This is a genomic window from Streptomyces sp. NPDC017225 (genome assembly GCF_044331465.1).
Taxonomy (GTDB): Bacteria; Actinomycetota; Actinomycetes; order Streptomycetales; family Streptomycetaceae; genus Streptomyces.
In genome coordinates this window covers 52,636-75,490 of sequence record NZ_JBIRNE010000022.1, presented here as the reverse complement: position 1 = coordinate 75,490, position 22,855 = coordinate 52,636, and the positions used below count along the sequence as shown (strand labels likewise).

The 22,855-nt window shown below is 70.4% G+C and carries 22 protein-coding genes and 1 riboswitch; of the genes, 15 read left to right on the top strand and 7 right to left on the bottom strand.

The features are described 5' to 3' along the window. Positions 1-134: 134 nt before the first annotated feature. The 5 genes from ACH4NX_RS32995 (at position 135) to ACH4NX_RS32975 (ending at position 3,697) form a co-directional block, all read left to right on the top strand. The gene (locus ACH4NX_RS32995; protein WP_351400199.1) at positions 135-638 is read left to right on the top strand and encodes an ATP-binding protein; all 504 of its coding nucleotides are present in this window, start codon (positions 135-137) and stop codon (positions 636-638) included. A gap of 97 nt (positions 639-735) precedes the next feature. Continuing rightward, a complete protein-coding gene (locus ACH4NX_RS32990) occupies positions 736-1,347 on the top strand; it encodes an ADP-ribosyltransferase (protein WP_351400200.1) in 612 nt (203 codons plus the stop codon). Positions 1,348-1,714: 367 nt separating this feature from the next. Beyond that, entirely contained in the window at positions 1,715-2,629 is a 915-nt protein-coding gene (locus ACH4NX_RS32985; RefSeq protein ID WP_398129731.1) for a MerR family transcriptional regulator, read from the top strand. A gap of 47 nt (positions 2,630-2,676) precedes the next feature. Beyond that, positions 2,677-2,889: an EF-hand domain-containing protein gene (locus ACH4NX_RS32980; RefSeq protein WP_351400245.1), complete on the top strand. Its 213-nt coding sequence runs from the start codon at positions 2,677-2,679 to the stop codon at positions 2,887-2,889. Positions 2,890-2,896: 7 nt separating this feature from the next. Beyond that, positions 2,897-3,697 carry an NADPH-dependent F420 reductase gene (locus tag ACH4NX_RS32975; protein WP_398129730.1) on the top strand — a complete coding sequence of 267 codons (801 nt, stop codon included), beginning with the start codon at positions 2,897-2,899 and terminating at the stop codon, positions 3,695-3,697. Positions 3,698-3,700: 3 nt separating this feature from the next. Here the strand turns inward: ACH4NX_RS32975 and ACH4NX_RS32970 are convergent, their stop codons facing one another. Together ACH4NX_RS32970 and ACH4NX_RS32965 are read right to left on the bottom strand one after the other, a co-directional pair. Then, entirely contained in the window at positions 3,701-4,258 is a 558-nt protein-coding gene (locus tag ACH4NX_RS32970) for a glycoside hydrolase family 25 protein (protein WP_351400204.1), read from the bottom strand. Between the two features lie 129 nt (positions 4,259-4,387). Beyond that, a complete protein-coding gene (locus ACH4NX_RS32965; RefSeq protein WP_351400205.1) occupies positions 4,388-5,830 on the bottom strand; it encodes an MFS transporter in 1,443 nt (480 codons plus the stop codon). A gap of 153 nt (positions 5,831-5,983) precedes the next feature. Between ACH4NX_RS32965 and ACH4NX_RS32960 the strand changes: the two genes are divergently transcribed. Then, positions 5,984-6,544, top strand: coding sequence for a TetR/AcrR family transcriptional regulator (locus tag ACH4NX_RS32960; RefSeq protein WP_351400206.1), 561 nt, complete (start codon positions 5,984-5,986; stop codon positions 6,542-6,544). Between the two features lie 50 nt (positions 6,545-6,594). Here ACH4NX_RS32960 and ACH4NX_RS32955 read toward each other — a convergent pair whose 3' ends face one another. The 4 genes from ACH4NX_RS32955 to gcvT form a co-directional block, all read right to left on the bottom strand. Then, positions 6,595-7,962 carry an L-serine ammonia-lyase gene (locus tag ACH4NX_RS32955; RefSeq protein WP_398129729.1) on the bottom strand — a complete coding sequence of 456 codons (1,368 nt, stop codon included), beginning with the start codon at positions 7,960-7,962 and terminating at the stop codon, positions 6,595-6,597. A gap of 95 nt (positions 7,963-8,057) precedes the next feature. Then, entirely contained in the window at positions 8,058-9,320 is a 1,263-nt protein-coding gene (glyA, locus tag ACH4NX_RS32950) for a serine hydroxymethyltransferase (protein ID WP_398129728.1), read from the bottom strand. A 14-nt stretch (positions 9,321-9,334) separates the two neighbouring features. Further along, on the bottom strand, positions 9,335-9,712 hold the full coding sequence (gene gcvH, locus ACH4NX_RS32945; protein ID WP_351400209.1) for a glycine cleavage system protein GcvH: 378 nt from the start codon (positions 9,710-9,712) through the stop codon (positions 9,335-9,337). Positions 9,713-9,831: 119 nt separating this feature from the next. Continuing rightward, positions 9,832-10,965 carry a glycine cleavage system aminomethyltransferase GcvT gene (gcvT, locus tag ACH4NX_RS32940; protein ID WP_398129727.1) on the bottom strand — a complete coding sequence of 378 codons (1,134 nt, stop codon included), beginning with the start codon at positions 10,963-10,965 and terminating at the stop codon, positions 9,832-9,834. Positions 10,966-11,121: 156 nt separating this feature from the next. Then, positions 11,122-11,216: riboswitch (glycine riboswitch) on the bottom strand. 180 nt (positions 11,217-11,396) lie between these two features. On the opposite strand from gcvT, the gene ACH4NX_RS32935 reads away from it, so the two are divergent. From ACH4NX_RS32935 to ACH4NX_RS32895, 9 genes are all read left to right on the top strand, one after another. Next, positions 11,397-12,065, top strand: coding sequence for an AAA family ATPase (locus ACH4NX_RS32935; RefSeq protein WP_398129726.1), 669 nt, complete (start codon positions 11,397-11,399; stop codon positions 12,063-12,065). 195 nt (positions 12,066-12,260) lie between these two features. Further along, a complete protein-coding gene (locus ACH4NX_RS32930; RefSeq protein WP_351400213.1) occupies positions 12,261-13,028 on the top strand; it encodes an enhanced serine sensitivity protein SseB in 768 nt (255 codons plus the stop codon). Positions 13,029-13,224: 196 nt separating this feature from the next. Then, a complete protein-coding gene (locus ACH4NX_RS32925; protein WP_351400215.1) occupies positions 13,225-14,022 on the top strand; it encodes an enhanced serine sensitivity protein SseB C-terminal domain-containing protein in 798 nt (265 codons plus the stop codon). A gap of 326 nt (positions 14,023-14,348) precedes the next feature. Next, on the top strand, positions 14,349-15,356 hold the full coding sequence (locus tag ACH4NX_RS32920; RefSeq protein ID WP_279561853.1) for an ABC transporter permease: 1,008 nt from the start codon (positions 14,349-14,351) through the stop codon (positions 15,354-15,356). A gap of 70 nt (positions 15,357-15,426) precedes the next feature. Continuing rightward, the gene (locus tag ACH4NX_RS32915; protein WP_398129725.1) at positions 15,427-17,232 is read left to right on the top strand and encodes an ABC transporter substrate-binding protein; all 1,806 of its coding nucleotides are present in this window, start codon (positions 15,427-15,429) and stop codon (positions 17,230-17,232) included. A gap of 107 nt (positions 17,233-17,339) precedes the next feature. Then, entirely contained in the window at positions 17,340-18,338 is a 999-nt protein-coding gene (locus ACH4NX_RS32910; protein WP_398129724.1) for an ABC transporter permease, read from the top strand. Further along, the gene (locus ACH4NX_RS32905) at positions 18,335-19,432 is read left to right on the top strand and encodes an ABC transporter ATP-binding protein (RefSeq protein ID WP_279561856.1); all 1,098 of its coding nucleotides are present in this window, start codon (positions 18,335-18,337) and stop codon (positions 19,430-19,432) included. The genes ACH4NX_RS32910 and ACH4NX_RS32905 overlap by 4 nt, the downstream gene beginning before the upstream one ends. A 23-nt stretch (positions 19,433-19,455) precedes the next feature. Then, positions 19,456-20,859, top strand: a complete 1,404-nt coding sequence (locus ACH4NX_RS32900) for an ABC transporter ATP-binding protein (RefSeq protein WP_398129723.1) — start codon at positions 19,456-19,458, stop codon at positions 20,857-20,859. A gap of 70 nt (positions 20,860-20,929) precedes the next feature. Then, the gene (locus ACH4NX_RS32895) at positions 20,930-21,589 is read left to right on the top strand and encodes a trimeric intracellular cation channel family protein (RefSeq protein WP_398129722.1); all 660 of its coding nucleotides are present in this window, start codon (positions 20,930-20,932) and stop codon (positions 21,587-21,589) included. A gap of 12 nt (positions 21,590-21,601) precedes the next feature. Here the strand turns inward: ACH4NX_RS32895 and ACH4NX_RS32890 are convergent, their stop codons facing one another. Beyond that, on the bottom strand, positions 21,602-22,828 hold the full coding sequence (locus tag ACH4NX_RS32890) for an erythromycin esterase family protein (protein WP_398129721.1): 1,227 nt from the start codon (positions 22,826-22,828) through the stop codon (positions 21,602-21,604). Between the last annotated feature and the right edge of the window lie 27 nt (positions 22,829-22,855).

Sequence of the window (22,855 nt, the reverse complement as noted above, 5' to 3'; positions counted from 1 at the left end):
AGGTCAGTGGGGCTGTCCACGGCTCCGAACTGCCTGTGGCATATGCCGATCGACCGTCGCCGGACCGTGGCCCGGCAGGGGCGTATTCCCCGGGAACGGCCCCGGGGCCCTGCGGGTACGGCCATGATGGGGGTATGGCGGGGCTGGAGGGTACGGAACAGCCGCGGGGAGCCGGACGGGCGACCGCGGCGCGCTGGTCGCCGGCGGTCGAGGACGAACACGCGCTCAAAGCGCTGGAGTTGTTCGGCAATCCGACGGAGCGCGAGATTCCGCTACCCTCCCGCCCCGAGTCCGCCGCCACCGCCCGCAGACTGGCCCAGGTCGTGGCCCTGCGCCAGTGGAACCTCGGCCCCAAGGCCACCGAGGACACCGTCCTGCTCGTCTCCGAGCTGGTCGGCAACGCCGTACGCCACACCGGCGCCCGTATCTTCGGCCTCCACATGCGCCGCCGCCCCGGCTGGATCCGCGTCGAGGTCCGCGACCCCTCCCGGGGGCTGCCGTGTCTGATGCCGGTGCAGGAGACGGACATCAGCGGACGAGGCCTCTTCCTCGTCGACAAGCTGTCCGACCGGTGGGGCGTCGACCTGCTGCCGCGTGGCAAGACGACCTGGTTCGAGATGCGGGTGGTGGACCGTTGAGGGCCCATCTGCCGCTGAAATCAACCCCGTTCGACGGACACGCCACCTACGGGTGAAGGTCCGCGGCCCGGCGTCCCGCGGGCGGGATCGTACCGGCATGATCACCACTCGTCTGCGGCGCCGAGCCGCCGCCGCCGTCCTCTCCCTCTCCGCCGTCCTCGCCACCTCGGCCGCCACGGTCCCCCAGACGGCGACCCCGGCGGCGGCTCCGGCCAAGGCCGCCCCCGCCTGCCCCCAGTTCGACGACAAGCTCGAGGCCGCCGCCGACCCCGGCGTCGACATCGACCGCATCACCCCCGAGCCGGTCTGGCGCACCACGTGCGGCACCCTCTACCGCAGCGACAGCCGGGGACCGCAGGTCGTCTTCGAAGAGGGCTTCCACGCCAGGGACGTCCAGAACGGCCAGTACGACGTCGAGAAGTACGTCCTGGTCAACCAGCCGTCGCCGTACGTCTCCACGACCTACGACCACGACCTGTACAAGACTTGGTACAAGTCCGGCTACAACTACTACATCGACGCCCCCGGCGGCGTGGACGTCAACAAGACCATCGGCGACACCCACAAGTGGGCCGACCAGGTCGAGGTCGCCTTCCCCGGAGGCATCAAGCGGCAGTACATCATCGGCGTCTGCCCGGTCGACCGGCAGACCAAGACCGAGATCATGAGCGAGTGCGAGGGCAACCCGCACTACAAGCCCTGGCACTGACGGCCCCGGCCCGCAACAGGCCGTGACCCGGGGCCGGAGGAACAGCGCCTCCGGCCCGACCGTCCGGTGACCCGCCGCCCGGCACGCCCGCAGACCGCGGGCGTTCCGGGCGGCATCCGGGGCCCGGCCGCCCCGGCCGGCTGCCGCGCCGCCGCACCGGGCCCCGCCCCGGCCCCCGGTGCCGTACCCCCTCCGCCGTCTCCACCGCGGCTTCCAGCCGCCCAAAGACCCCGCCGCCGGGCACGAGCACCCCGTCGTCCGCCGCGGGGAAGACACTCCGAGCCACCGCGTCCGGGACGTCCCGCGGGCTCTGGGTCACACCGCGCTCCTTGAGTCTCCACCCGCTGGAAGGCCCAGACTCACCCACGTGATCGACGACAGCACCGGACTCATGACCATCGGCGAACTGGCGCGGACCACCGGGCTCACGGTGCGCACCATCCGCTACTGGTCCGACGAGGGCGCCCTGCCCCCGGCAACCCGCTCCGCGGGCGGCTACCGGCTCTACGACGCCGCGTCCGTCGCCCGCCTGGAGCTCATCCGCACCCTGCGCGAACTCGGCCTCGGCCTGGACGCCGTACGCCGTGTCCTGGCCGGCGAGACGACGGTCGCGCAGGTCGCGGCGGCGCACGTGAGCGCGCTGGACGCGCAGATCCGCTCACTGCGGGTGACCCGTGCGGTGCTGTCGACCGTGGCGCGACGCGGCTCGACCGCTGAGGAGATGACACTGATGAACAAACTGGCGCGACTGTCCGCCGCCGAACGACGGCGCGTCATCGAGGACTTCATGGCCGAGGTCTTCGAGGGCATCGACACCGCGGACCCCGACATCCGCACCCGCCTGCGCTTCGCGGCGGCCGACCTGCCCGACGACCCCACCCCCGAGCAGGTGGACGCCTGGGTGGAGCTGGCCGAGCTGATCCAGGACCCGGAGTTCCGCGCGACGATGCGCCGGATGATCGAGTTCAACGCGGCGGACCGGGGGCCGGACGTCCCCCCGGGCTCCTCCCTGTGGTTCGTGAGCCGCATGGTGCGGCTCGCGGGCGAGGCGCTGAGCGAGGGCGTCGCGCCCCACTCGCCGCGGGCCGCCGACATCCTGCGCGAGCTCATCGGCGACGCCGACCCGGCCGTCGTGCGGGAGCGCCTCACCGCGGTGACCAACGTCCGCCTCGCCCGCTACCGGGAGCTCTCCGCGATCGTGAACGGTCTCGAGCCCCCTTCCGCCTACGCGGAGCGGTTCGGGTGGGTGGTCGCCGCACTGGACGCCCGAACGGGCAGCTAATCTGACCTGCGTCAGAAGGACCCGAGTATGAGATGAGGGGCGGACCGGTGGCCGACATCGAGGAAGCACGCAAGCAGTTCGAGCGGATCGACACGGACAAGGACGGCTTCGTCACCGCGGCCGAGTTCAAGACCGCGCTGGCCCAGGGCGGCGACTGGAACGTCACCGAGTCGGTGGCCGAGGCGATCATCGCCGGCCGCGACCTCGACGGGGACAAAGTGCTGTCGTTCGACGAGTTCTGGGCGCACCTGAACAAGTGACGACGCGGTGAGGGGCGCCCGACCGGTCACCCGGGGCGCCCCTCGGGCGGAATACCCCGTCCCCGCCGGAGGTTGGGCCCGTCACCGGCGCGAGCCGCCGGGCCAGGCACCACACGACCTCCGAAAGGCCAGGCGAGTCGGCACCATGAAGATCGGCATCATCGGCGCGGGCCACATCGGCGGTAACCTCACCCGGCGGCTGACCGCCCTCGGACACGACGTCTCGGTCGCCAACTCCCGCGGCCCGTACACACTCGCCGCACTGGCCGAGGAGACCGGAGCCACGCCGGTACCGGTCGGGGAGGCGGCGCGCGGCGCCGACATCGTGGTCGTCACCATCCCGCTCAAGGCGGTCCCGGACCTGCCGTCCGGCGTCCTCGACGGGGCGGCCGACGGTGTGACGGTCATCGACACGAACAACTACTACCCGCGGGAGCGCGACGGGCGGATCGCGGCCATCGAGGACGAGGGCCTCACCGAGAGCCGCTGGATCGAACGCCACCTCGGCCACCCGGTGGTCAAGGCCTTCAACGGCACCTACGCCCAGGACATCCTGGACCGTCCGCGCCCGGCCGGCGACCCCGAGCGCATGGCCCTGCCGGTCGCCGGCGACGACCAGGCGGCCAAGACCAGGGTGCGGGTCCTGATCGACGAGCTCGGCTTCGACACCGTGGACACCGGCGGCATCGACGACTCCTGGCGCCAGCAGCCCGACACCCCCGTGTACGGCCTGCGTGCGGGCGTGGAGGGTGTCACCAAGGCCCTGGCGGAGGCGTCGCCGGAGCGTCCGGCGGGGTTCAGGGGGTAGGGGTCAGGCGCCCTCGGCCCACTTCTTCAGCGCGGCCTTGCTCTCGAAGTCCGCGACGTTGGTGTCGACCGGGTCGTCGGTGTACTGGTGGAAGCGCCACTTGGCCTTGATGCGGGGCTCGCCGGCGGACACGTAGTCGGCGATCCACAGGCCGTCGCCCGCGTAGGACGTGGTGTCCTCGTTCAGCCAGTAGTTCCTGTTCGCGTAGAGGATCACCCGGTTGTCCGGCCGGAGCTTCTTCACCTTCCGGATGAAGCTGTCCTTCTCCGCGTTGCTGGCGTGGGTGCCCTCGCCGGTCGTCTCCCAGTCGACGGCGAGGATGTCCCCCTTCTTGTCGGGTGCCTTGGAGACGAAGTACTCGGCCTGGGCCGTGAGATTGCCCGGCCACAGGAAGTGGTAGAAGCCGACGACGAGTCCGGCGTCGCGGGCCCGCTCCGTCTGGTCCTTGAGCTTCGGATTGACGTACGAACGGCCCTCCGTCGCCTTCATGAAGACGAAGGAGAGACCGTCGGTGTCGTAGGTGGAGGACTGGTACGCGCTGACGTCGATGCCGCGCAGCATGACGACTCCCTCGGTTGCCGGTGGGGCGGAAGTGCCCCGGGGGCGTAGGTAGTTGTTATGCCCGGCAGCGGATGCCGTACGCCGGGCGTGTGGACGCTCGGCGTACGGCGGTGGTGAACGCCGGTGGGATCAGGGGGCGGAGGAGGAGACGGGGGTGGCGGTGGCGCGGGAGCCGCCGTCGGGCGTCTGCCCGGAGGCGGCCTCGTCCTCGCCCTCGTCCAGGGAGACGTCCTTGGTCTCCTTGCCGAGCAGCAGGGCGGTCAGCGTCAGCACCGCCATCGCCGAGAGGTAGACGCCGACCAGCCAGGGTGAGCCGTCACCGGCCTCCCACAGCGCCACCGCTATGAACGGGGCGACGGCCGCTCCGAGGATCGAGCTGACGTTGTACGAGATCCCGGAGCCGGTGTAGCGCACGCTCGTCGGGAACAGCTCCGGCAGCAGCGCGCCCATCGGTCCGAAGGTCATGCCCATCAGCGTGAAGCCCAGCACCAGCCACAGCACCACGCCGAGCGTGCCCAGCTCGATCAGCGGCACCCAGACCAGGCCGAAAACCACGATCGCGGCGGTGACGCAGATCAGGGTGGCGCGGCGGCCGTACTTGTCGGCGAGCGGTCCGGAGACCAGGGTGAACACGGCGAAGAAGAGCACACCGAAGATCATCATCAGGACGAACGTGGTGTAGCTGTACCCCAGCCCCGGCACGTCGGCGTCCTTCGCGGTACGCCCGTAGCTCAGCGAGAAGGTGGTCATCAGGTAGAAGAGCACGTACGTCGCCAGCATGATGAACGTGCCCAGGACCAGCTGCTTCCAGTGGCCCTGGACCACCGTGGCCAGCGGCAGCTTCCGGACCTTCCCGGCCTCGCGGGTCTTGGCGAACACCGCCGACTCGACGAGCCGCGAGCGCACCCACAGGCCGATCGCGACCATCACCGCGGAGAACAGGAACGGGATGCGCCAGCCCCAGCTCGTGAAGGCCTCGGAGGGCTGGGTGGGGTCGGCGCCGGCCGCGGACGGCAGCAGCGCCCCGATGATCAGGAACAGGCCGTTGCCGATGATGAAGCCGAGCGGCGCGCCCAGCTGCGGGAAGGTGCCGTACAGGGCGCGCTTGCCGCGGGGCGCGTTCTCGGTCGCGACCAGCGCGGCCCCGCTCCACTCGCCGCCGAGCGCGAAGCCCTGTGCGAGCCGCATCAGCACGAGCAGCGCGGTGGCGACCCAGCCGGCCTGTGCGTAGGTGGGCAGCACACCGATCAGGAACGTGGCGATGCCCATGGTGAGGAGTGAGATCACCAGCGTCTTCTTGCGGCCGAGCCGGTCACCGAGGTGCCCGAAGAAGACGGCGCCGATCGGCCGGGCGACCATCGCGGCGCCGAAGACCGCGAAGGACGACAGCAGTGCCGTGGTGGGGTCGCTGTCCGGGAAGAAGAGCGCGGGGAAGACCAGCACGGCGGCGGTCGCGTAGATGTAGAAGTCGTAGAACTCGATCGTCGTGCCGATGAGGCTGGCGATGAGGACGCGGGACCGCGAATTGACGGGTGCCTGAGCGGGAGCGGGGTGGGGGGACGGTGCGGGCATCTCTCGGTCTTTCACGTGCGGTACATGGGTAGCGCAACGATCTCAGGCGTCTTATTTTTCGGAAAGCCGGTATCGCGATGTGAGACGCCGGACATCGCGAGGTCGCGCGACCGGGGATGCTAGAAGCTACGTTTTCGCATTAAGGTGGAACGCATGAGCCCCAAGCCCATGACGCGCCCCGGCGGGCGCAGCGCCCGTGTGCAGGAGTCCGTTCACGCCGCGGTCCGCGAACTCGTCGAAGAGACGGGCCGCGAAGCGCTGACGGTCCCCCTGGTGGCGGCCCGGGCCGGCGTGACACCGTCCACGATCTACCGCCGCTGGGGCGACCTGCAGGAACTCCTGTCCGACGTCGCGGTCGAACGGCTGCGCCCGGAGACCGACCCCCTCGATCTCGGCAGCCTGCGGACCGACCTCGACGCATGGGCGGAGCAGTTCCTCGACGAGATGGCCTCCCCGCCCGGGCGCGCCTACATCAGGGACGCGCTCCTCGGTGATCCGGACGGCACCAATGCCGGCCAGTGTTCCGCCTACGCCGCGGAGCAGATCGACGCCATCCTGAGCCGGGCCACGCGGCGCGGAGAGGCGGTGCCCGAGACGGAACGGGTGATCGACCGGGTGGTGGCGCCGATGATGTACCGCATCCTCTTCCGCCCCGGCCGGCTGGACGCCGCGTACGCGCGCGAACTCGTGACGAACGCCCTCGAAGGGCCCTGACGGCGCGAAACCCGCACACCGCCGCTCACGTGCTGGTGGGGGCTTGCCCCTCAGCACTCGATGATGTTCACCGCGAGTCCGCCGCGCGCGGTCTCCTTGTACTTGACCGACATGTCCGCGCCGGTGTCCTTCATGGTCTTGATGACCTTGTCGAGGGACACCTTGTGGGAGCCGTCGCCGCGCATCGCCATCCGGGCCGCCGTGACCGCCTTGACCGCCGCCATGCCGTTGCGCTCGATGCACGGGATCTGGACGAGGCCGCCGACCGGGTCGCAGGTCAGACCGAGGTTGTGCTCCATGCCGATCTCGGCGGCGTTCTCCACCTGCTCCGGCGTGCCGCCGAGCACCTCGGCCAGCGCGCCGGCCGCCATGGAGCAGGCGGAGCCGACCTCGCCCTGGCAGCCCACCTCGGCGCCGGAGATGGAGGCGTTCTCCTTGAAGAGCATGCCGATCGCGCCGGCGGCCAGCAGGAAGCGGACCACGCCGTCCTCGTCGGCGCCGGGCACGAAGTTCATGTAGTAGTGCAGGACCGCCGGGATGATGCCCGCCGCGCCGTTCGTCGGGGCGGTGACGACCCGGCCGCCGGCCGCGTTCTCCTCGTTCACGGCCATGGCGTAGAGAGTGATCCACTCCATGGACAGGGCCTGCGGGTCGCCCTCCGAGCGCAGCTTGCGCGCGGTGTTGGCGGCGCGGCGGCGGACCTTCAGGCCGCCCGGCAGGATGCCCTCGCGGGACATGCCGCGGTCGACGCACGCCCGCATCGCGCCCCAGATCTCCAGCAGGCCCTCGCGGATCTCGTCCTCGTCGCGCCAGGCCCGCTCGTTCTCCAGCATCAGGGCGGAGATGGACAGACCCGTCTCCCGGGCCAGGCGCAGCAGCTCGTCGCCGGTGCGGAAGGGGTACTTGAGCACCGTGTCGTCGAGCACGATGCGGTCCGCGCCCACCGCGTCCTCGTCGACGACGAAGCCGCCGCCGACCGAGTAGTACGTCTTCGAGAGGACTTCCTCGCCGGCCGCGTCGTACGCCCACAGCGTCATGCCGTTGGCGTGGTAGGGGAGGGCCTTGCGGCGGTGCAGGACCATGTCGTCGTCGTAGGCGAAGGCGATCTCGCGCTCGCCGAGGAGGCGGAGGCGGCCCGAGGACCTGATCGTCTCGACGCGTTCGTCGGCCGTCTCCACGTCCACGGTGCGCGGTGTGTCGCCCTCCAGGCCCAGCAGCACCGCCTTGGGAGTGCCGTGGCCGTGGCCGGTGGCGCCGAGCGAGCCGTACAGCTCGGCGCGGACGCCGGCGACGGTGCCCAGCAGCTCCTCGCCCCGCAGCCGGCGGGCGAAGATACGGGCCGCGCGCATCGGGCCGACCGTGTGGGAGCTCGACGGGCCGATGCCGATCGAGAACAGGTCGAAGACCGAGATGGCCACGGGGACTCCTCAGAACGGGGGTGGTGCGGAGGCGGTGCTTCGGGTGGGGCGCCGGGCTCGCTTGTGGCGGGCACGGCGCCCCGGACACACGGGGTCTACTTGTTCAGACCCGGGTACAGCGGGTGCTTGCCGGCCAGGGTCTTCACCCGGGCCTTGAGGGCCTCGGCGTCGTAGGACGGCTTCAGCGCCTCGGCGATCACGTCCGCGACCTCGGCGAAGTCCTCGGCCGTGAAGCCTCGGGTCGCCAGGGCCGGCGTACCGATGCGCAGACCGGAGGTCACCATCGGCGGACGCGGGTCGTTCGGGACGGCGTTGCGGTTGACCGTGATGCCGACCTCGTGGAGACGGTCCTCGGCCTGCTGACCGTCCAGCTCGGAGTCGCGCAGGTCGACCAGGACCAGGTGGACGTCCGTGCCGCCGGTCAGGACGGAGACGCCCGCCGCCTTCGCGTCGTCCCGCACCAGGCGCTCGGCCAGGATGCGGGCACCCTCCAGCGTACGGCCCTGGCGCTCCTTGAAGTCCTCGCTCGCGGCGACCTTGAAGGCGACGGCCTTGGCGGCCACCACGTGCTCCAGCGGGCCACCCTGCTGACCGGGGAAGACGGCGGAGTTGATCTTCTTGGCCAGCTCGGCCGTGGAGAGGATCACACCACCGCGCGGGCCGCCCAGCGTCTTGTGCGTGGTGGTGGTCACCACGTGCGCGTGCGGGACCGGGTTCGGGTGCAGGCCCGCCGCGACCAGACCGGCGAAGTGCGCCATGTCGACCATCAGGTACGCGCCGACCTCGTCCGCGACCTCGCGGAACGCGGCGAAGTCCAGCTGCCTCGGGTACGCCGACCAGCCGGCCACGATCAGCTTCGGCTTGGTCTCCTTGGCCAGGCGCTCCACCTCGGCCATGTCGACCTGGCCGTCGTCACCGACGTGGTACGGCACGACGTTGTAGAGCTTGCCGGAGAAGTTGATCTTCATGCCGTGGGTGAGGTGCCCGCCGTGGGCGAGGTTCAGGCCCATGATGGTGTCGCCGGGCTTGAGCAGCGCGAACATCGCGGCCGCGTTGGCCTGGGCGCCCGAGTGCGGCTGCACGTTGGCGTGCTCGGCGCCGAAGAGCGCCTTCACCCGGTCGATGGCGATCTGCTCGACCACGTCGACGTGCTCGCAGCCACCGTAGTAGCGGCGGCCGGGGTAGCCCTCGGCGTACTTGTTGGTGAGGACCGAGCCCTGGGCCTCCATGACCGCGACGGGCGCGAAGTTCTCGGAGGCGATCATTTCCAGGGTGGACTGCTGGCGGTCCAGCTCGGCGTCGACGGCGGCGGCGACGTCGGGGTCGAGCTCGTGCAGGGGTGTGTTCAGAAGCGACATGCGGTCGTGACTCCTCAGCCGGCGGTGAAGGCGGTGTACTCGTCGGCGGAGAGCAGGTCGGCCGGCTCGTCCGTGATCCGCACCTTGAACAGCCAGCCGCCCTCGAAGGGCGCGGAGTTCACCAGCGACGGGTCGTTGACGACGTCCTCGTTGATCTCGCTGATCTCGCCGGAGACGGGGGAGTACAGGTCGGAGACCGACTTGGTCGACTCCAGTTCGCCGCAGGTCTCGCCCGCGGTCACGCTGTCACCGACATCGGGGAGCTGGACGAAGACCACGTCACCGAGCGCGTTGGCCGCGTGCTCCGTGATGCCGACCGTCGAGGCGCCGTCCTCGGCGCCCGACAGCCACTCGTGCTCCTTGCTGTAGCGCAGCTGCTGGGGGTTGCTCATGGCCTGAATTCTCCTGTACGCGGGAAAGTGCTGATGAACGGGGGACCGCTGACACCACGGGTGAGCAGCGGAAACATGCGCGCGGCCAGGGACGGCCGCGACCGGTGTCCCTCTACTGTCTACTTCTGCCGCTTGTAGAACGGCAGCGCCACGACCTCGTACGGCTCGTGGCTGCCCCGGATGTCCACGCCGACACCCGCGGTACCCGGCGCGGCGTGCGCGGGGTCGACGTACGCCATGGCGATCGGCTTGCCCAGCGTCGGGGACGGCGCGCCGGAGGTGACCTCGCCGACGACCTCGCCGCCCGCGACGACCTGGTACCCGGCGCGCGGCACCCGGCGGCCCTCGGCGACCAGGCCGACCAGGACACGGGGAGGCGTGGCGGCGGCGCGCTCGGCGGCCTCGGCCAGCGCGGCGCGCCCGACGAAGTCGCCCTCCTTCTCGAACTTCACCACCCGGCCGAAGCCGGCGTCGAAGGGCGTCAGCGCGGTCGACAGCTCGTGCCCGTACAGCGGCATGCCCGCCTCCAGGCGGAGCGTGTCCCGGCAGGACAGACCGCAGGGGACCAGCCCGGCGCCCTCGCCCGCCACGGTCAGCGCCTGCCACAGCTCCACGGCGTGCTCCGGCTTCACGAACAGCTCGAAGCCGTCCTCGCCGGTGTAGCCGGTGCGCGCGATGAGCGCCGGGACACCGGCGACCGTGCCGGGCAGGCCGGCGTAGTACTTCAGGCCGTCCAGGCCGGCGTCGGTCAGCGACGCGAGGATCGCCGGGGACGCGGGGCCCTGCACGGCGAGCAGCGCGTACGCGTCGCGGTCGTCGCGGACCTCGGCGTCGAAGCCGGCGGCCCGCTCGGTCAGCGCGTCCAGGACCACCTGGGCGTTGGAGGCGTTGGCGACCACCATGTAGTGGGGAGTGCCGGCGCCGGTCTCGTCCAGGCGGTAGACGATCAGGTCGTCCAGGATGCCGCCGTCCTCGCGGCAGATCATGGTGTAGCGGGCGCGGCCCGGCTTCACGGTGCCGATGTTGCCGACCAGCGCGAAGTTCAGCAGTTCGGTCGCCTGCGGACCGGTGACGGTGATCTCGCCCATGTGCGAGAGGTCGAAGAGACCGGCCCGGGAGCGCACGGCGAGGTGCTCGTCCCGCTCGGAGCCGTAGCGCAGGGGCATGTCCCAGCCCGCGAAGTCGGTCATCGTCGCGCCCAGCGCGCGATGGGTGGCATCGAGCGCGGTACGGCGGGGTTCGGTACTGCTCATCGGTCGTTCGTCTCCCAGGACAGGACGTGGCGAGGTCGATCCTCCCCATCTGTCATCGGAACCTGAGAGGTTCGCCACGACCACCGGAGCACGGCGGTCAGGACTTGCACCTTGGGTGGGGCAGCCGTCGAGCGGCGGCCCGCTTTTCAGATGTGCCTCGCCCGCGCGGTAACGGGGCCTGAGAGATTCAAGGGAGGGACTTGCTCCTTCGGCGCCCCGGCGACGGCCGGGGACTCTCCCGCGCGGATTCAAACGGCCGGTATGCAGTTGGCGCCGCCATCATTGCACGCCCCGCCCGTTCGTGGGCAGACAGCTATCTGTAACCGGCTTGTGGCAGTAAGCGCACGAAAACGCGAGACCTGCGCATTACCTTCTCTTTACACTCGACGGGGATGGTGACTCGTGAACCGCCCCAGGGGAGGACGACCACGGTGAACAGGACCACGGCGTACGCCACGACCTCGGGTCTCGCGCTGCCCAAGCAGCCCGTCGCCCCGGCACCGGAGGCGTGCGCCGAACTGCCCGCACCCGTCGTCCGCGACCTGCGGGACCGGAAGGGCCGCAGCCCGCACGCCCTGCTCTTCGGACCCCGGGACCTGGTGGTGATCACCGGCCTGCCCGGCAGCGGCAAGTCCACACTGATGAAGCGCACCGTGCGCGGGGCGCGCATCGACTCCCAGGACACCCGGGACCGCTGGGACCAGCGCATGCCGCGCTTACTGCCGTACGGGCTCTACCGCCCCCTCGTCCGCCTCGCCCACTACGCCGGCCTGCGCCGCGCGCTGCGCTCCGGCGAGGGCGTCGTCGTGCACGACTGCGGCACCCAGGCCTGGGTGCGCGGCTGGCTGGCCCGCGAGGCCCGCCGCCGCGACGGCACCCTGCACCTGCTGCTGCTCGACGTGGACGCCGACGACGCCCTGGCCGGCCAGCGCGAGCGCGGCCGGGGCGTGTCGCGGTACGCGTTCCTGCGCCACCGCTCGGCCAACACCCGCCTGCTGCGGGCGGTGGCCGAGGGCACCCTGCCCGCCGGCTGCGCCTCGGCGGTGCTCCTGGACCGGGCGGCGGCGGACACGCTCCACCGGATCGCCTTCACGGGGTGACGCGCCCAAGGGGCCGTTCCCGGGGGCCCGCCCCAGGGGCCCTCCCAAGGACGGGTCCCAAGGGTTCAGCCCGAGCACCGAGCACCGAGCACCGGTCCGCGCTTCGACGTCCGGGACGGGCCCTGGGGCAGCCGGGCCGGACGGGTTAGCCTTTTCAGCCACAGCAGCGGTACCAGGCAGGCGGTAGGTAGGCAGATGGACTTCCCGGCACAGGCGCACCCCCACCCGCACGGCGGGTGGCCCGGCAACGAGCTGGAGGAGGTGCTGTCCGCCTCCCTCGGCGTGCCGGGCGCCGGCGGCCGGATCGTGGAGGTGCTCGGCCGCAGCTTCGTGTGGATCCCCCTGCCGAACGGCGGCGGCCCGCACAGCGGCCCCCTCGACCTGCCCTCCCTGGAGGTCGACGGCCAGGCCTACGTACCGGTGTTCAGCTCCGAGGAGCAGTTCCGCCAGGTCGCCGGCGCGCAGATGGCGTACACCGTCGCCCCCGCCGCGGAGTTCGCCCGCGGCCTTCCCCCGCAGATCGGCATCGCCGTGAACCCGGAGGGTGTGGTGGGCGTCCCGCTGCCGCCGCAGGCCGTGGCCGAGCTGAGCCGGGCCGGCCGCACCCCGCTGGACGGGCCCGCGTCAGGTGGCAGGGTCCGCCTCTTCGAGCCGGACTGGCAGGACGACCCGGTGGAGTTCCTGGCCGCGGCCTCCGCCGAGTTCGCCGCCGTCGGCGTCGTGCGCACCGCTCGCCGCTGCCTCGCCACCATCGAGACCGCCGACCCCGTCATGTTCGTCGGCGTCGAACTCGCCCACTGGGAGGGCGACGCCCGCGCCCTCCCTCTGGACGCCCTCGGCCGGGCCCTGGCCAAGGCACCCCTGAAGACGCAGGTCAACCTCGTCCTCCTGGAGGCGGCCCAGGACCCGGTCTGCGACTGGATGCGGGCCAACGTCCGCCCGTTCTACGACCAGGACTTGTAGGCGGTCGAGGGAACTCGTGGGCGCCGGCCAGGGGCGCGGGGCTGTATCGGCGTGCGGCTCCGCCGCGTGGGCGCGACAAGCCACAGCGGCGCCGCAGACGCAAGACAACCGCACCCCCCGAGCTCGTAGGCGCCCCCGGTCCGCGGAGCCTTAAGCTGGTTTCACAACCGGGGAACTTCTCGAAGGGGCGATACGCGTGAGCGCCAGCGGCACCACGACCGGACAGGTCGAGCACATGCTGCGCCAGGTGACGCCCGGGCGCTACGACGCCTACGAGGCCCTGCTGCGCGCGCTCGCCACCCCCACTTCCGGCCAGGTCTGGATGCTGCTCTGGCACGGCCAGGCCGGCTCCCCGGACGCCCAGTACGGGAACATGGAGGTCGACGGCTACGGCTACGCGCCCTGCGTCACCTCCGCCCAGGAGCTGTCCGCCAGTGGCTGGAACCGGTCGTACGAGGTGGTCGACGGCCTGGAGGTCGCCCGCGCCCTCTATCCGGACCACTTCGGCCTGTGGCTCAACCCGCACGCCCCCGGCGGCGGTGTCGGCATCCCCTGGCTGGACCTGCGCCGCATCGCCTCCGGCCTGGACCGCCAGCCGGCGGGCCCGCTGCGCCTGTCCGAACCGGCCATCGAGATCCCCCAGTTCTACGCCCTGCTCGCGCAGAACGCCCACCGCACCGCGGCGGTCCGCGCGCTGCGCCGCGCCTGGGTGCAGCCGGCGCTGGGAGCGCCGTATCTGGCCATCGGTCTCGACGTGTACGACACGTCGCCGCCCGCCGTCGACGCGGTGCGCGGGATGATGCAGCAGTCCGTCGGCGCGGTGCCGGACGGGCTGCCGGTGTCGACGGTGGCGATGACCGACACCCATGACCCGGTCGCCATGTGGCTGCGGGCCCACGCCCGCCCCTTCTACGACCGTGAGGCCCACGCGGCCGCCCCCGCCCAGGCACCGGCGGGCGGATACGGATACCCTCCGGCCCAGGGACGGTACTGACCCGTCGCGGACTCGTCCCGTCGGTGTCGGGGGACAGCCCGGGGGACATCTTCGCGCGTAGACAACGGTGCAAGATCCCGATCCGTCCTCGATGTCCCAACTCGTCCACGTCCGGCCCCCGTTACCCAGTGTCCGGATAACGGAACACCTCAAACAGCATCACGGTTACGCATCCATTCCCCTTCAAGTCTGGCTACAGATCGCCAAAGCGTTGAAGACTCCCGAAACGAGGGGTGGTTGCTCGCTCCTGTGTACGACGGACTGATCACGCCGCTACAGCGGCAAGTGCGGGCCGGCTACCGCCGGTTGAGAGGGGTCCCTGCCAGATGACGGCACCATTGCACGAGCCGACCGCGGAAGCGGCCCCAAGTGCTGCCGAGGAAGCGGCGGTTGCCGGCGCCGACGCCAAGGCGGTACAGGGGCGTTCCCTGGGCCGGATCGCCTGGGAGCGCCTGAAACGGGACAAGCTTGCCCTGACGGGCGGAATCGTGGTGCTCGTCCTCATCGTGATCGCGGTGTTCGCGCCCATGATCACGTCCCTCTACGGGCAGGATCCCAACGCCTTCAACGAGGACAAGATCGACCCGCTGTTCGGCACCCCCGTGGGGTCCCTGGGCGGGATCAGCGGCGAGCACTGGCTGGGCGTCGAACCGGTCAACGGCCGCGACGTCTTCGCCCGCATCGTCCACGGCGCCCGGATCTCGCTGCTCGTCGGCTTCCTGTCCGCGTTGGTCGCCGTGGTCATCGGCACCGTCCTGGGTGTCCTGGCCGGCTTCTTCGGCGGCTGGGTCGACGCCCTCATCAGCCGCGTCATGGACGGCCTGCTGGCCTTCCCGCAGCTGCTGTTCATCATCGCGCTGGTCTCCGTCATGCCCGACAACATGCTCGGTCTGAGCGGCACGGGCGTGCGACTGCTCATGATGATCCTGGTCATCGGCTTCTTCGGCTGGCCCTACATCGGTCGCGTGGTCCGCGGCCAGACACTCTCGATGCGTGAACGGGAGTACGTCGAGGCGGCCCGGTCCCTGGGGGCCGGACGGTTCTACATCCTGTTCAAGGAACTGCTGCCCAACCTGGTGGCGCCGATCATCGTCTACACCACGATGATGATCCCCACCAACATCCTCACCGAGGCGGCACTCAGCTTCCTGGGCGTGGGCGTCAAGCCGCCCACCTCGTCCTGGGGGCAGATGCTCTCGAGCGCGATCGACTACTACAAGTCGGACCCCATGTACATGGTGGTCCCCGGTGTGGCGATCTTCATCACCGTTCTTGCCTTCAACCTCTTCGGCGACGGCGTGCGCGACGCGCTGGACCCGAAGGGCTCCCGCTGACCTGCCGTACCGGCAAGCGACCCGTGGTTCCCGCACGGGGTCTCTCATCTAATCCGGAGGATCCGAGATCGTGACTACCCAACGCACCTCAGGGCGGCGCAAGCAGGCTTTGGCCGCTGCCGCAGTGGTCGCCGCGCTGCTGACCACGGCGGCGTGCGGCGGCGGCGGCGACGACGGCGGCAACGGCGGCGGCTCGAAGAACGGCGCGGCCACCTTCGACGCGGCCAACAACAAGGTCCTTCAGGCCTCCGAGGCCAAGAAGGGCGGCGAGCTGAAGTTCGCCAGCACGCAGGACGCCGACTCGTGGGACACCACGCGCGGCTACTACGGCTTCATGTGGAACTTCTCCCGCTACTACAGCCGCCAGCTCGTCACGAACAAGACGGAGCCGGGCAAGACCGGCGCCGAGGTCACCCCCGACCTCGCCACCGACGTCGCCAAGGTCTCGGAAGACGGCAAGACCTACACGTACACCCTGCGTGACGGCGTCACCTGGGAGGACGGCAAGCCGATCACCTCCAAGGACGTCAAGTACGGCATCGAGCGCGTCTGGGCGCAGGACGTGCTGTCCGGCGGTCCGACGTACCTGAAGGAGGTGCTCGACCCGAAGGACGAGTACCAGGGTCCGTACAAGGACAAGTCCAAGGACAAGCTGGGTCTGAAGGCGATCGAGACGCCGGACGACAAGACCATCGTCTTCAAGCTGCCGCAGGCCAACTCGGACTTCGAGGAGATGCTCGCGCTGACCTCGGCGTCCCCGGTCCGCCAGGACAAGGACACCAAGTCCAAGTACGGCCTGCGTCCGTTCTCCTCGGGCCCGTACAAGTTCGAGTCCTACAGCCCGAACAAGGACCTGATCCTGGTCCGCAACCCGGAGTGGAAGCAGGAGTCGGACCCGGTCCGCAAGGCGTACCCGGACAAGATCTCGATCAAGTTCTTCTCCAACGCCAACGACCTGGACGCCCGCCTGATCGCCGGCGACTACGACCTGGACCTGGCCCAGACCGGTCTGTCCCCGCAGGGCCGCACCACCGCCCTGAAGGAGCACAAGGGCAACCTGGACAACCCGGTCTCGGGTTACATCCGGTACGCCTCGTTCCCGCAGAACGTGGAGCCGTTCAACGACATCCACTGCCGCAAGGCCGTGCTCTACGGGGCCGACCACGTCTCGCTGCAGACCGCGCGCGGCGGCCCGGTCGCCGGTGGCGACATCGGCACCAACATGCTGCCGCCGGCCGTCCCGGGCTCCGAGGGCCAGAAGTACGACCCGTACAAGATGGCCACCGACAACAAGAACGGCAACGTCGAGAAGGCCAAGGAAGAGCTGAAGGCCTGCGGCAAGCCGAACGGCTTCAAGACCACCATCGCGGTCCGCAACAACAAGCCGGTCGAGGTGGCCACCGCCGAGTCCCTCCAGGCGTCGCTGAAGAAGGTCGGCATCGACGTCGAGATCGACCAGTACGACGGTTCGCAGTACGCCAGCGTCATCGGTAGCCCCACGAACGTGAAGAAGAAGGGCTACGGCATCATCATCATGGGCTGGGGCCCGGACTTCCCGTCCGTGCAGGGCTACGGTCTGCCGCTGTGGCACAGCGACTACATCCTCGACAGCGCGAACAACAACTTCGCGATGATCGACGACCCGAAGATCGACGGTCTCTTCGCCGACTACCTGACGCAGAAGGACAGCGCGGGCAAGGAGAAGATCGCCACGGAGATCAACCACAAGATCATGGAGGGCGCGTACTACCTGCCCTTCGTCTTCGAGAAGTTCATCAACTGGCGCTCCCCCCGGCTGGCGAACGTGTACACGACCGACGCTTACAGCGGTATGTACGACTTCGTCAACCTCGGCCTGAAGAACCCGCAGAAGTAACCGGTACACCCGCCGTACGGCACGAAAGGCAGGTGAAGGCCGGCGCGGCGTGACCGCGGGCCGCCGGACGATCTCCGGCGGCCCTGGTCCGCAGCGGGCCGCAACCCGTGCTCGCTTACCTCATCAGGCGGCTGTTCGCCGCCGCTGTGATGCTCGTCGTCATCATTCTGGTGGTCTTCGGCATCTTCTTCCTCGTCCCCAAGTGGGCGGGCGTCGACATCGCCCTGAGCTTCGTCGGCAAGCAGGCGGACCCCGCCGCCGTCGAAGGGGTGCGGGAGAAGCTGGGCCTGGCCGAGCCGGTCTACGTCCAGGCCTGGGAGTTCTTCAAGGGCATCTTCGCGGGTCGCACCTACGCGGCCGGCGGTGACGTCACCAACTGCTCCGCGCCGTGCTTCGGCTACTCCTTCCGTACCGAGCAGTCCGTCTGGCCGGTGCTCACCGAGCGTTTCCCGGTGACCCTGGCTCTCGCGCTCGGCGCGGCCGTGCTGTGGCTGATCTTCGGTCTCGCCGCCGGTGTGCTCTCCGCCCTCAAGCGGGGCACCCTGTGGGACCGCGGCGCGATGGTCGTCGCGCTGGCGGGCGTCTCCCTCCCCATCTACTTCACCGGTCTGGTCAGCCTCGCGGTCTTCTCCTACGGGCTGGGCTGGATCAACGGTGAGTTCGTACCCCTGGAGGAGAGCTTCACCGGCTGGGTCGGCGGCATGATCCTTCCCTGGGTCACCCTGGCCTTCCTGTACGCCGCGATGTACGCCCGGATCACCCGGGCCACCATGATGGAGATCCTCGGCGAGGACTACATCCGCACCGCGCGCGCCAAGGGCCTCAAGGAACAGGTCGTCATCCGCAAGCACGCCATGCGGTCGACCCTGACCCCCCTGCTCACCATGCTCGGCATGGACCTCGGCGCCCTCATGGGCGGCGCGATCCTGACCGAGACCACGTTCAGCCTCCCCGGCCTCGGCCAGAAGGTCCTGGACGCGATCCAGAACCAGGACCTGCCCTTTATCCTTGGCGTCGTCCTGATCACTTCTCTCGCGGTGCTGATCGCCAACCTCGTGGTGGACGTCCTGTACGCCGTGATCGACCCCCGAGTGAGGCTCGCATGACCGACCTCAGCAAGAGCGGAGCCGCCGTGGGCGAGCCCACCGGCACCTCGCCCGCGCCGAAGGCCTTCCTGGAAGTACGCGACCTGAAGGTGCACTTCCCGACCGACGACGGGCTGGTCAAGTCCGTCGACGGGCTCAGCTTCCAGCTGGAGAAGGGCAAGACCCTCGGCATCGTGGGCGAGTCCGGTTCCGGCAAGTCGGTGACCTCGCTCGGCATCATGGGCCTGCACACCGCCGGCCAGTACGGCAGGCGCAAGGCGCAGATCTCGGGCGAGATCTGGCTGGACGGCACCGAGCTGCTGTCCGCCGACCCGGACCACGTGCGCAAGCTGCGCGGCCGTGAGATGGCGATGATCTTCCAGGATCCGCTGTCCGCGCTGCACCCGTACTACACGATCGGCCAGCAGATCGTGGAGGCGTACCGCATCCACCACAAGGTGGACAAGAAGACCGCCAAGCGCCGTGCCGTGGAGATGCTGGACCGCGTCGGCATCCCGCAGCCGGACAAGCGGGTGGACAGCTACCCGCACGAGTTCTCCGGCGGTATGCGCCAGCGCGCGATGATCGCGATGTCGCTGGTCAACAACCCCGAGCTGCTCATCGCCGACGAGCCGACCACCGCCCTGGACGTGACCGTCCAGGCGCAGATCCTCGACCTCATCCGGGACCTGCAGACGGAGTTCGGCTCCGCGGTCATCATCATCACCCACGACCTGGGCGTCGTCGCCGAACTCGCCGACGACCTGCTGGTGATGTACGGCGGCCGGTGCGTCGAGCGGGGCCCGGCGGAGAAGGTGTTCTACGAGCCCCGGCACCCCTACACCTGGGGTCTGCTCGGCTCGATGCCGCGGCTCGACCGCGACCAGCAGGAACGCCTCATCCCGGTCAAGGGCTCCCCGCCCTCACTCATCAACCTCCCGTCCGGCTGCGCCTTCAACCCGCGCTGCCCGTACGCCGACGTGCCCAAGGACGACGTCACCCGCACGGTCCGCCCCGACCTGACCGAGGTCGGCAGCAAGCACTGGGCCGCCTGCCACATGTCGCAGGAGCAGCGGGAGCGTATCTGGACCGAAGAGATTGCGCCGAAGCTGTGAGCGAGAACGCCAAGGACGAAGCAGTGGCCATCCCTGCGCAGAGCGACGGCACACAGAGCGAGGCCGCTGGCACCGCCACCCTCACCCAGGACGCCGCCCCCGGCGAGGTCCTGCTGAAGGTGACCGGGCTGCAGAAGCACTTCCCGATCAAGAAGGGCCTGCTGCAGCGCCAGGTCGGCGCGGTGCGCGCCGTCGACGGCATCGACTTCGAGGTCAAGTCCGGCGAGACCCTCGGCGTCGTGGGCGAGTCCGGCTGCGGCAAGTCGACCATGGGCCGGCTGATCACCCGGCTCCTGGAGCCGACCGCCGGCAAGGTCGAGTTCCAGGGCAAGGACATCACCCACCTCGGGGTCGGCGGCATGCGCCCGCTGCGCCGCGACGTGCAGATGATCTTCCAGGACCCGTACTCCTCGCTGAACCCGCGCCACACCATCGGCACGATCGTCAGCGCACCCTTCCACCTCCAGGGCGTCGAGCCCGAGGGCGGGGTCAAGAAGGAGGTGCAGCGGCTGCTGTCGGTGGTCGGTCTCAACCCCGAGCACTACAACCGCTACCCGCACGAGTTCTCCGGCGGTCAGCGCCAGCGCATCGGCATCGCCCGCGCGCTCGCGCTGAACCCGAAGCTGGTCGTGGCGGACGAGCCGGTCTCCGCGCTCGACGTGTCGATCCAGGCCCAGGTCGTCAACCTCCTCGACGACCTCCAGCAGGAGCTGGGCCTGACGTACGTGATCATCGCGCACGACCTGTCCGTCGTCCGGCACGTCTCGGACCGGATCGCGGTGATGTACCTCGGCAAGATCATGGAGCTGGCCGACCGCGACCTGATCTACAAGACGCCGATGCACCCGTACACCAAGGCGCTGATGTCGGCGGTCCCGATCCCGGACCCGTCCCGCAAGTCGGCCAAGAGCGAGCGCATCCTGCTCAAGGGCGACGTGCCCTCGCCGATCGCCCCGCCGAGCGGGTGCCGCTTCCACACCCGGTGCTGGAAGGCGACGCAGATCTGCACGACGACCGAGCCGCCGCTGAAGGAGCTGCGTCCCGGACAGCAGGTCGCCTGCCACCACCCGGAGAACTTCGAGGACCAGGCCCCGCAGGACGTCGTCCTGCTCTCCGACGCCAAGGAGGCGGCGGAGCTGGTGTCCGAGGAGGCGCTGGCGGCGTCGGCGGCGACCTCGGCGGCGGTGGCCGCGGAGGTCGAGGCGGTCGAGGCGGAGGCCGAGCGCACCAAGGACGCCGGGGCAGCCGAGGACACCGAGGCCACCGAGGACACCGAGGACACGGGGAGCGGTGACAAGCCGGGTGCCGAGGTCGCCGAGAGTGCCGAGGTCGCCGAGAGTGCCGAGAGTGCCGACGAGGAGCCTCCCGCCAAGGGGAAGCCCGGGAAGCCGGGGAAGCCCGGGAAGCCGGGCAAGCCGGGGAAGTGACCTTGCCCTGCCGATGAGCCCCCGCCTTCGTTTGTAAGGCGGGGGCTCATCGTCGGGTAAGAATGGAAGGGTGTACGAGCAAATCTTCACCCCTACCGTCCAGCACACGCTCGACCTGGTCGGCATCTTCGTCTTCGCCATCTCCGGCGCGCTGCTGGCCGTGCGCAAGAACTTCGACGTGTTCGGCATCGCCGTACTCGCCGAGGTCACCGCGCTGGGCGGCGGGCTGTTCCGGGACCTGGTCATCGGCGCCGTACCGCCCGCGGCCTTCACGGACCTGGGGTACTTCATCACCCCGCTCTTCGCCACCCTGCTGGTCTTCTTCCTCCATCCCCACGTGGAGCGCCTCCAGACCGGCGTGAACATATTCGACGCGGCCGGCCTCGGCCTGTTCTGCGTCGCCGGCACGGTCAAGGCGTACGACTACGGGCTCGGCCTGACCGCCTCCGCCTGCCTGGGCCTGACCACCGCGGTGGGCGGCGGCGTGCTGCGGGACGTGCTGGCCAACGAGGTGCCCTCGCTGCTGCGCTGGGACCGCGACCTGTACGCCGTCCCGGCGATCGTCGGCGCCGCCATGGTCGCCCTGTGCATCCGCTACGACGCCCTCACCCCGTTCACCACCGGGCTCGCGGTGCTCACGGCCTTCGTCCTGCGCCTGCTCGCCCTGCGGTTCCACTGGCGGGCGCCGCGCGCCTGGAACCGGCGGTCGACGGTGACGGAGGGGGAGTGAGGCCCGGCGGCGCTATCGCCGGTCCGGAACCTCGACGTCCTTGACGAACACCAGCCCGTCGATCGAGGCCAGGTGGGCCGGGTCCAGCGAGGCGTAGCCGAACCAGGGGGACACGCGGGCCGCGGGCCGCGGGTCGCCGAGAGCGGTGGCCAGGCGGGAGGGGTCGACGACGCAGCTCTCCTCCGGGAGCTCGTACAGGAGCCCCTCGACGGTGTCCGGCGGTGGTGTGCCCACCCCCTGGTGCCGGATCGTGCCGAGGGCCGTGGCGAAGAAGGCGTACTCCTCGCCGAGCCGCGCGCCGACCAGCGCGCCGGCACTCCACCACTCCACCGGCCCCTGCCACATCCGCATCGAACTCTTCTCCCGCTGGAGATGGGCGTTCTGGGCGTTGACGAGGGCCGGGCCCCGGGCGGCGAGCGCGAGGAGGTTGTCGGCCATCATCCGGTCCCGCAGGCCCAGCAGCCGGTTCATGCGGGCCGGTGAGGCGTCGGCCATCCAGTGGTGGTAGCGCAGCAGGCCGGTCGCGGTACGCCCGTACAGGTCCGCCCGCTCCCAGTCGTCCCGCGAGGTCTCCGCGAGCAGGTGCGGCGTCTGCTCGTCGAGCAGCGACACCAGGTCGTCGGCGAGCAGCCGCAGCTCCCGGGCCTCGGGCGACCGCCCCACGGACCGGGCCGGGTCCGACATCGCGGCGGGCTCGGTCCACCGGTCGTCGGCGCCGAGCAGGCGGTCGAGCGTTTCCGCGGTGCACGGGAGCAGGCCCGCGTCCACCCGGGCCGCGAGACAAGCGTGGAGCGCGGTGAGGGCCTGGCGGGGGCTCGCGGCGCCGGTGATCTCCAGCGGGCCGTCGAATCCGGCGAAGCGGAGCCGCTCGGAGGCGGGCCGGCCGTCGTGGTGGAGGCGCTCGTTGTGGGCGCGCATCCAGCGCACCAGCTCGCGGTTGCCCGCGTACGCGCCCCAGCCGTGGCTGAACCCACGCTCCATGACCTCGTCGAGGGTGCCCGTGCCCGAGGTGACGTAGTCGTCCACGACCAGGCCCCTCAGGCAGTCGCTCTCGATCGCGACCGTCCGGTAGCCCTCCTGCTCGACGAGTTGCCGGAAGAGAGCGTTGCGCACTTCGAGCAGAGTGTCCGCGCCGTGGGTGGGCTCGCCCAGGGCGAGCAGCCGGGGCCGGGCGGGAAGCAGCCCCATGACGGCGGCGGTCTCGACGGGGTGGACGGTGTCCTTGATGCCAGTGACCATGCCCTCAACGCTATCGTTGAACCTTCG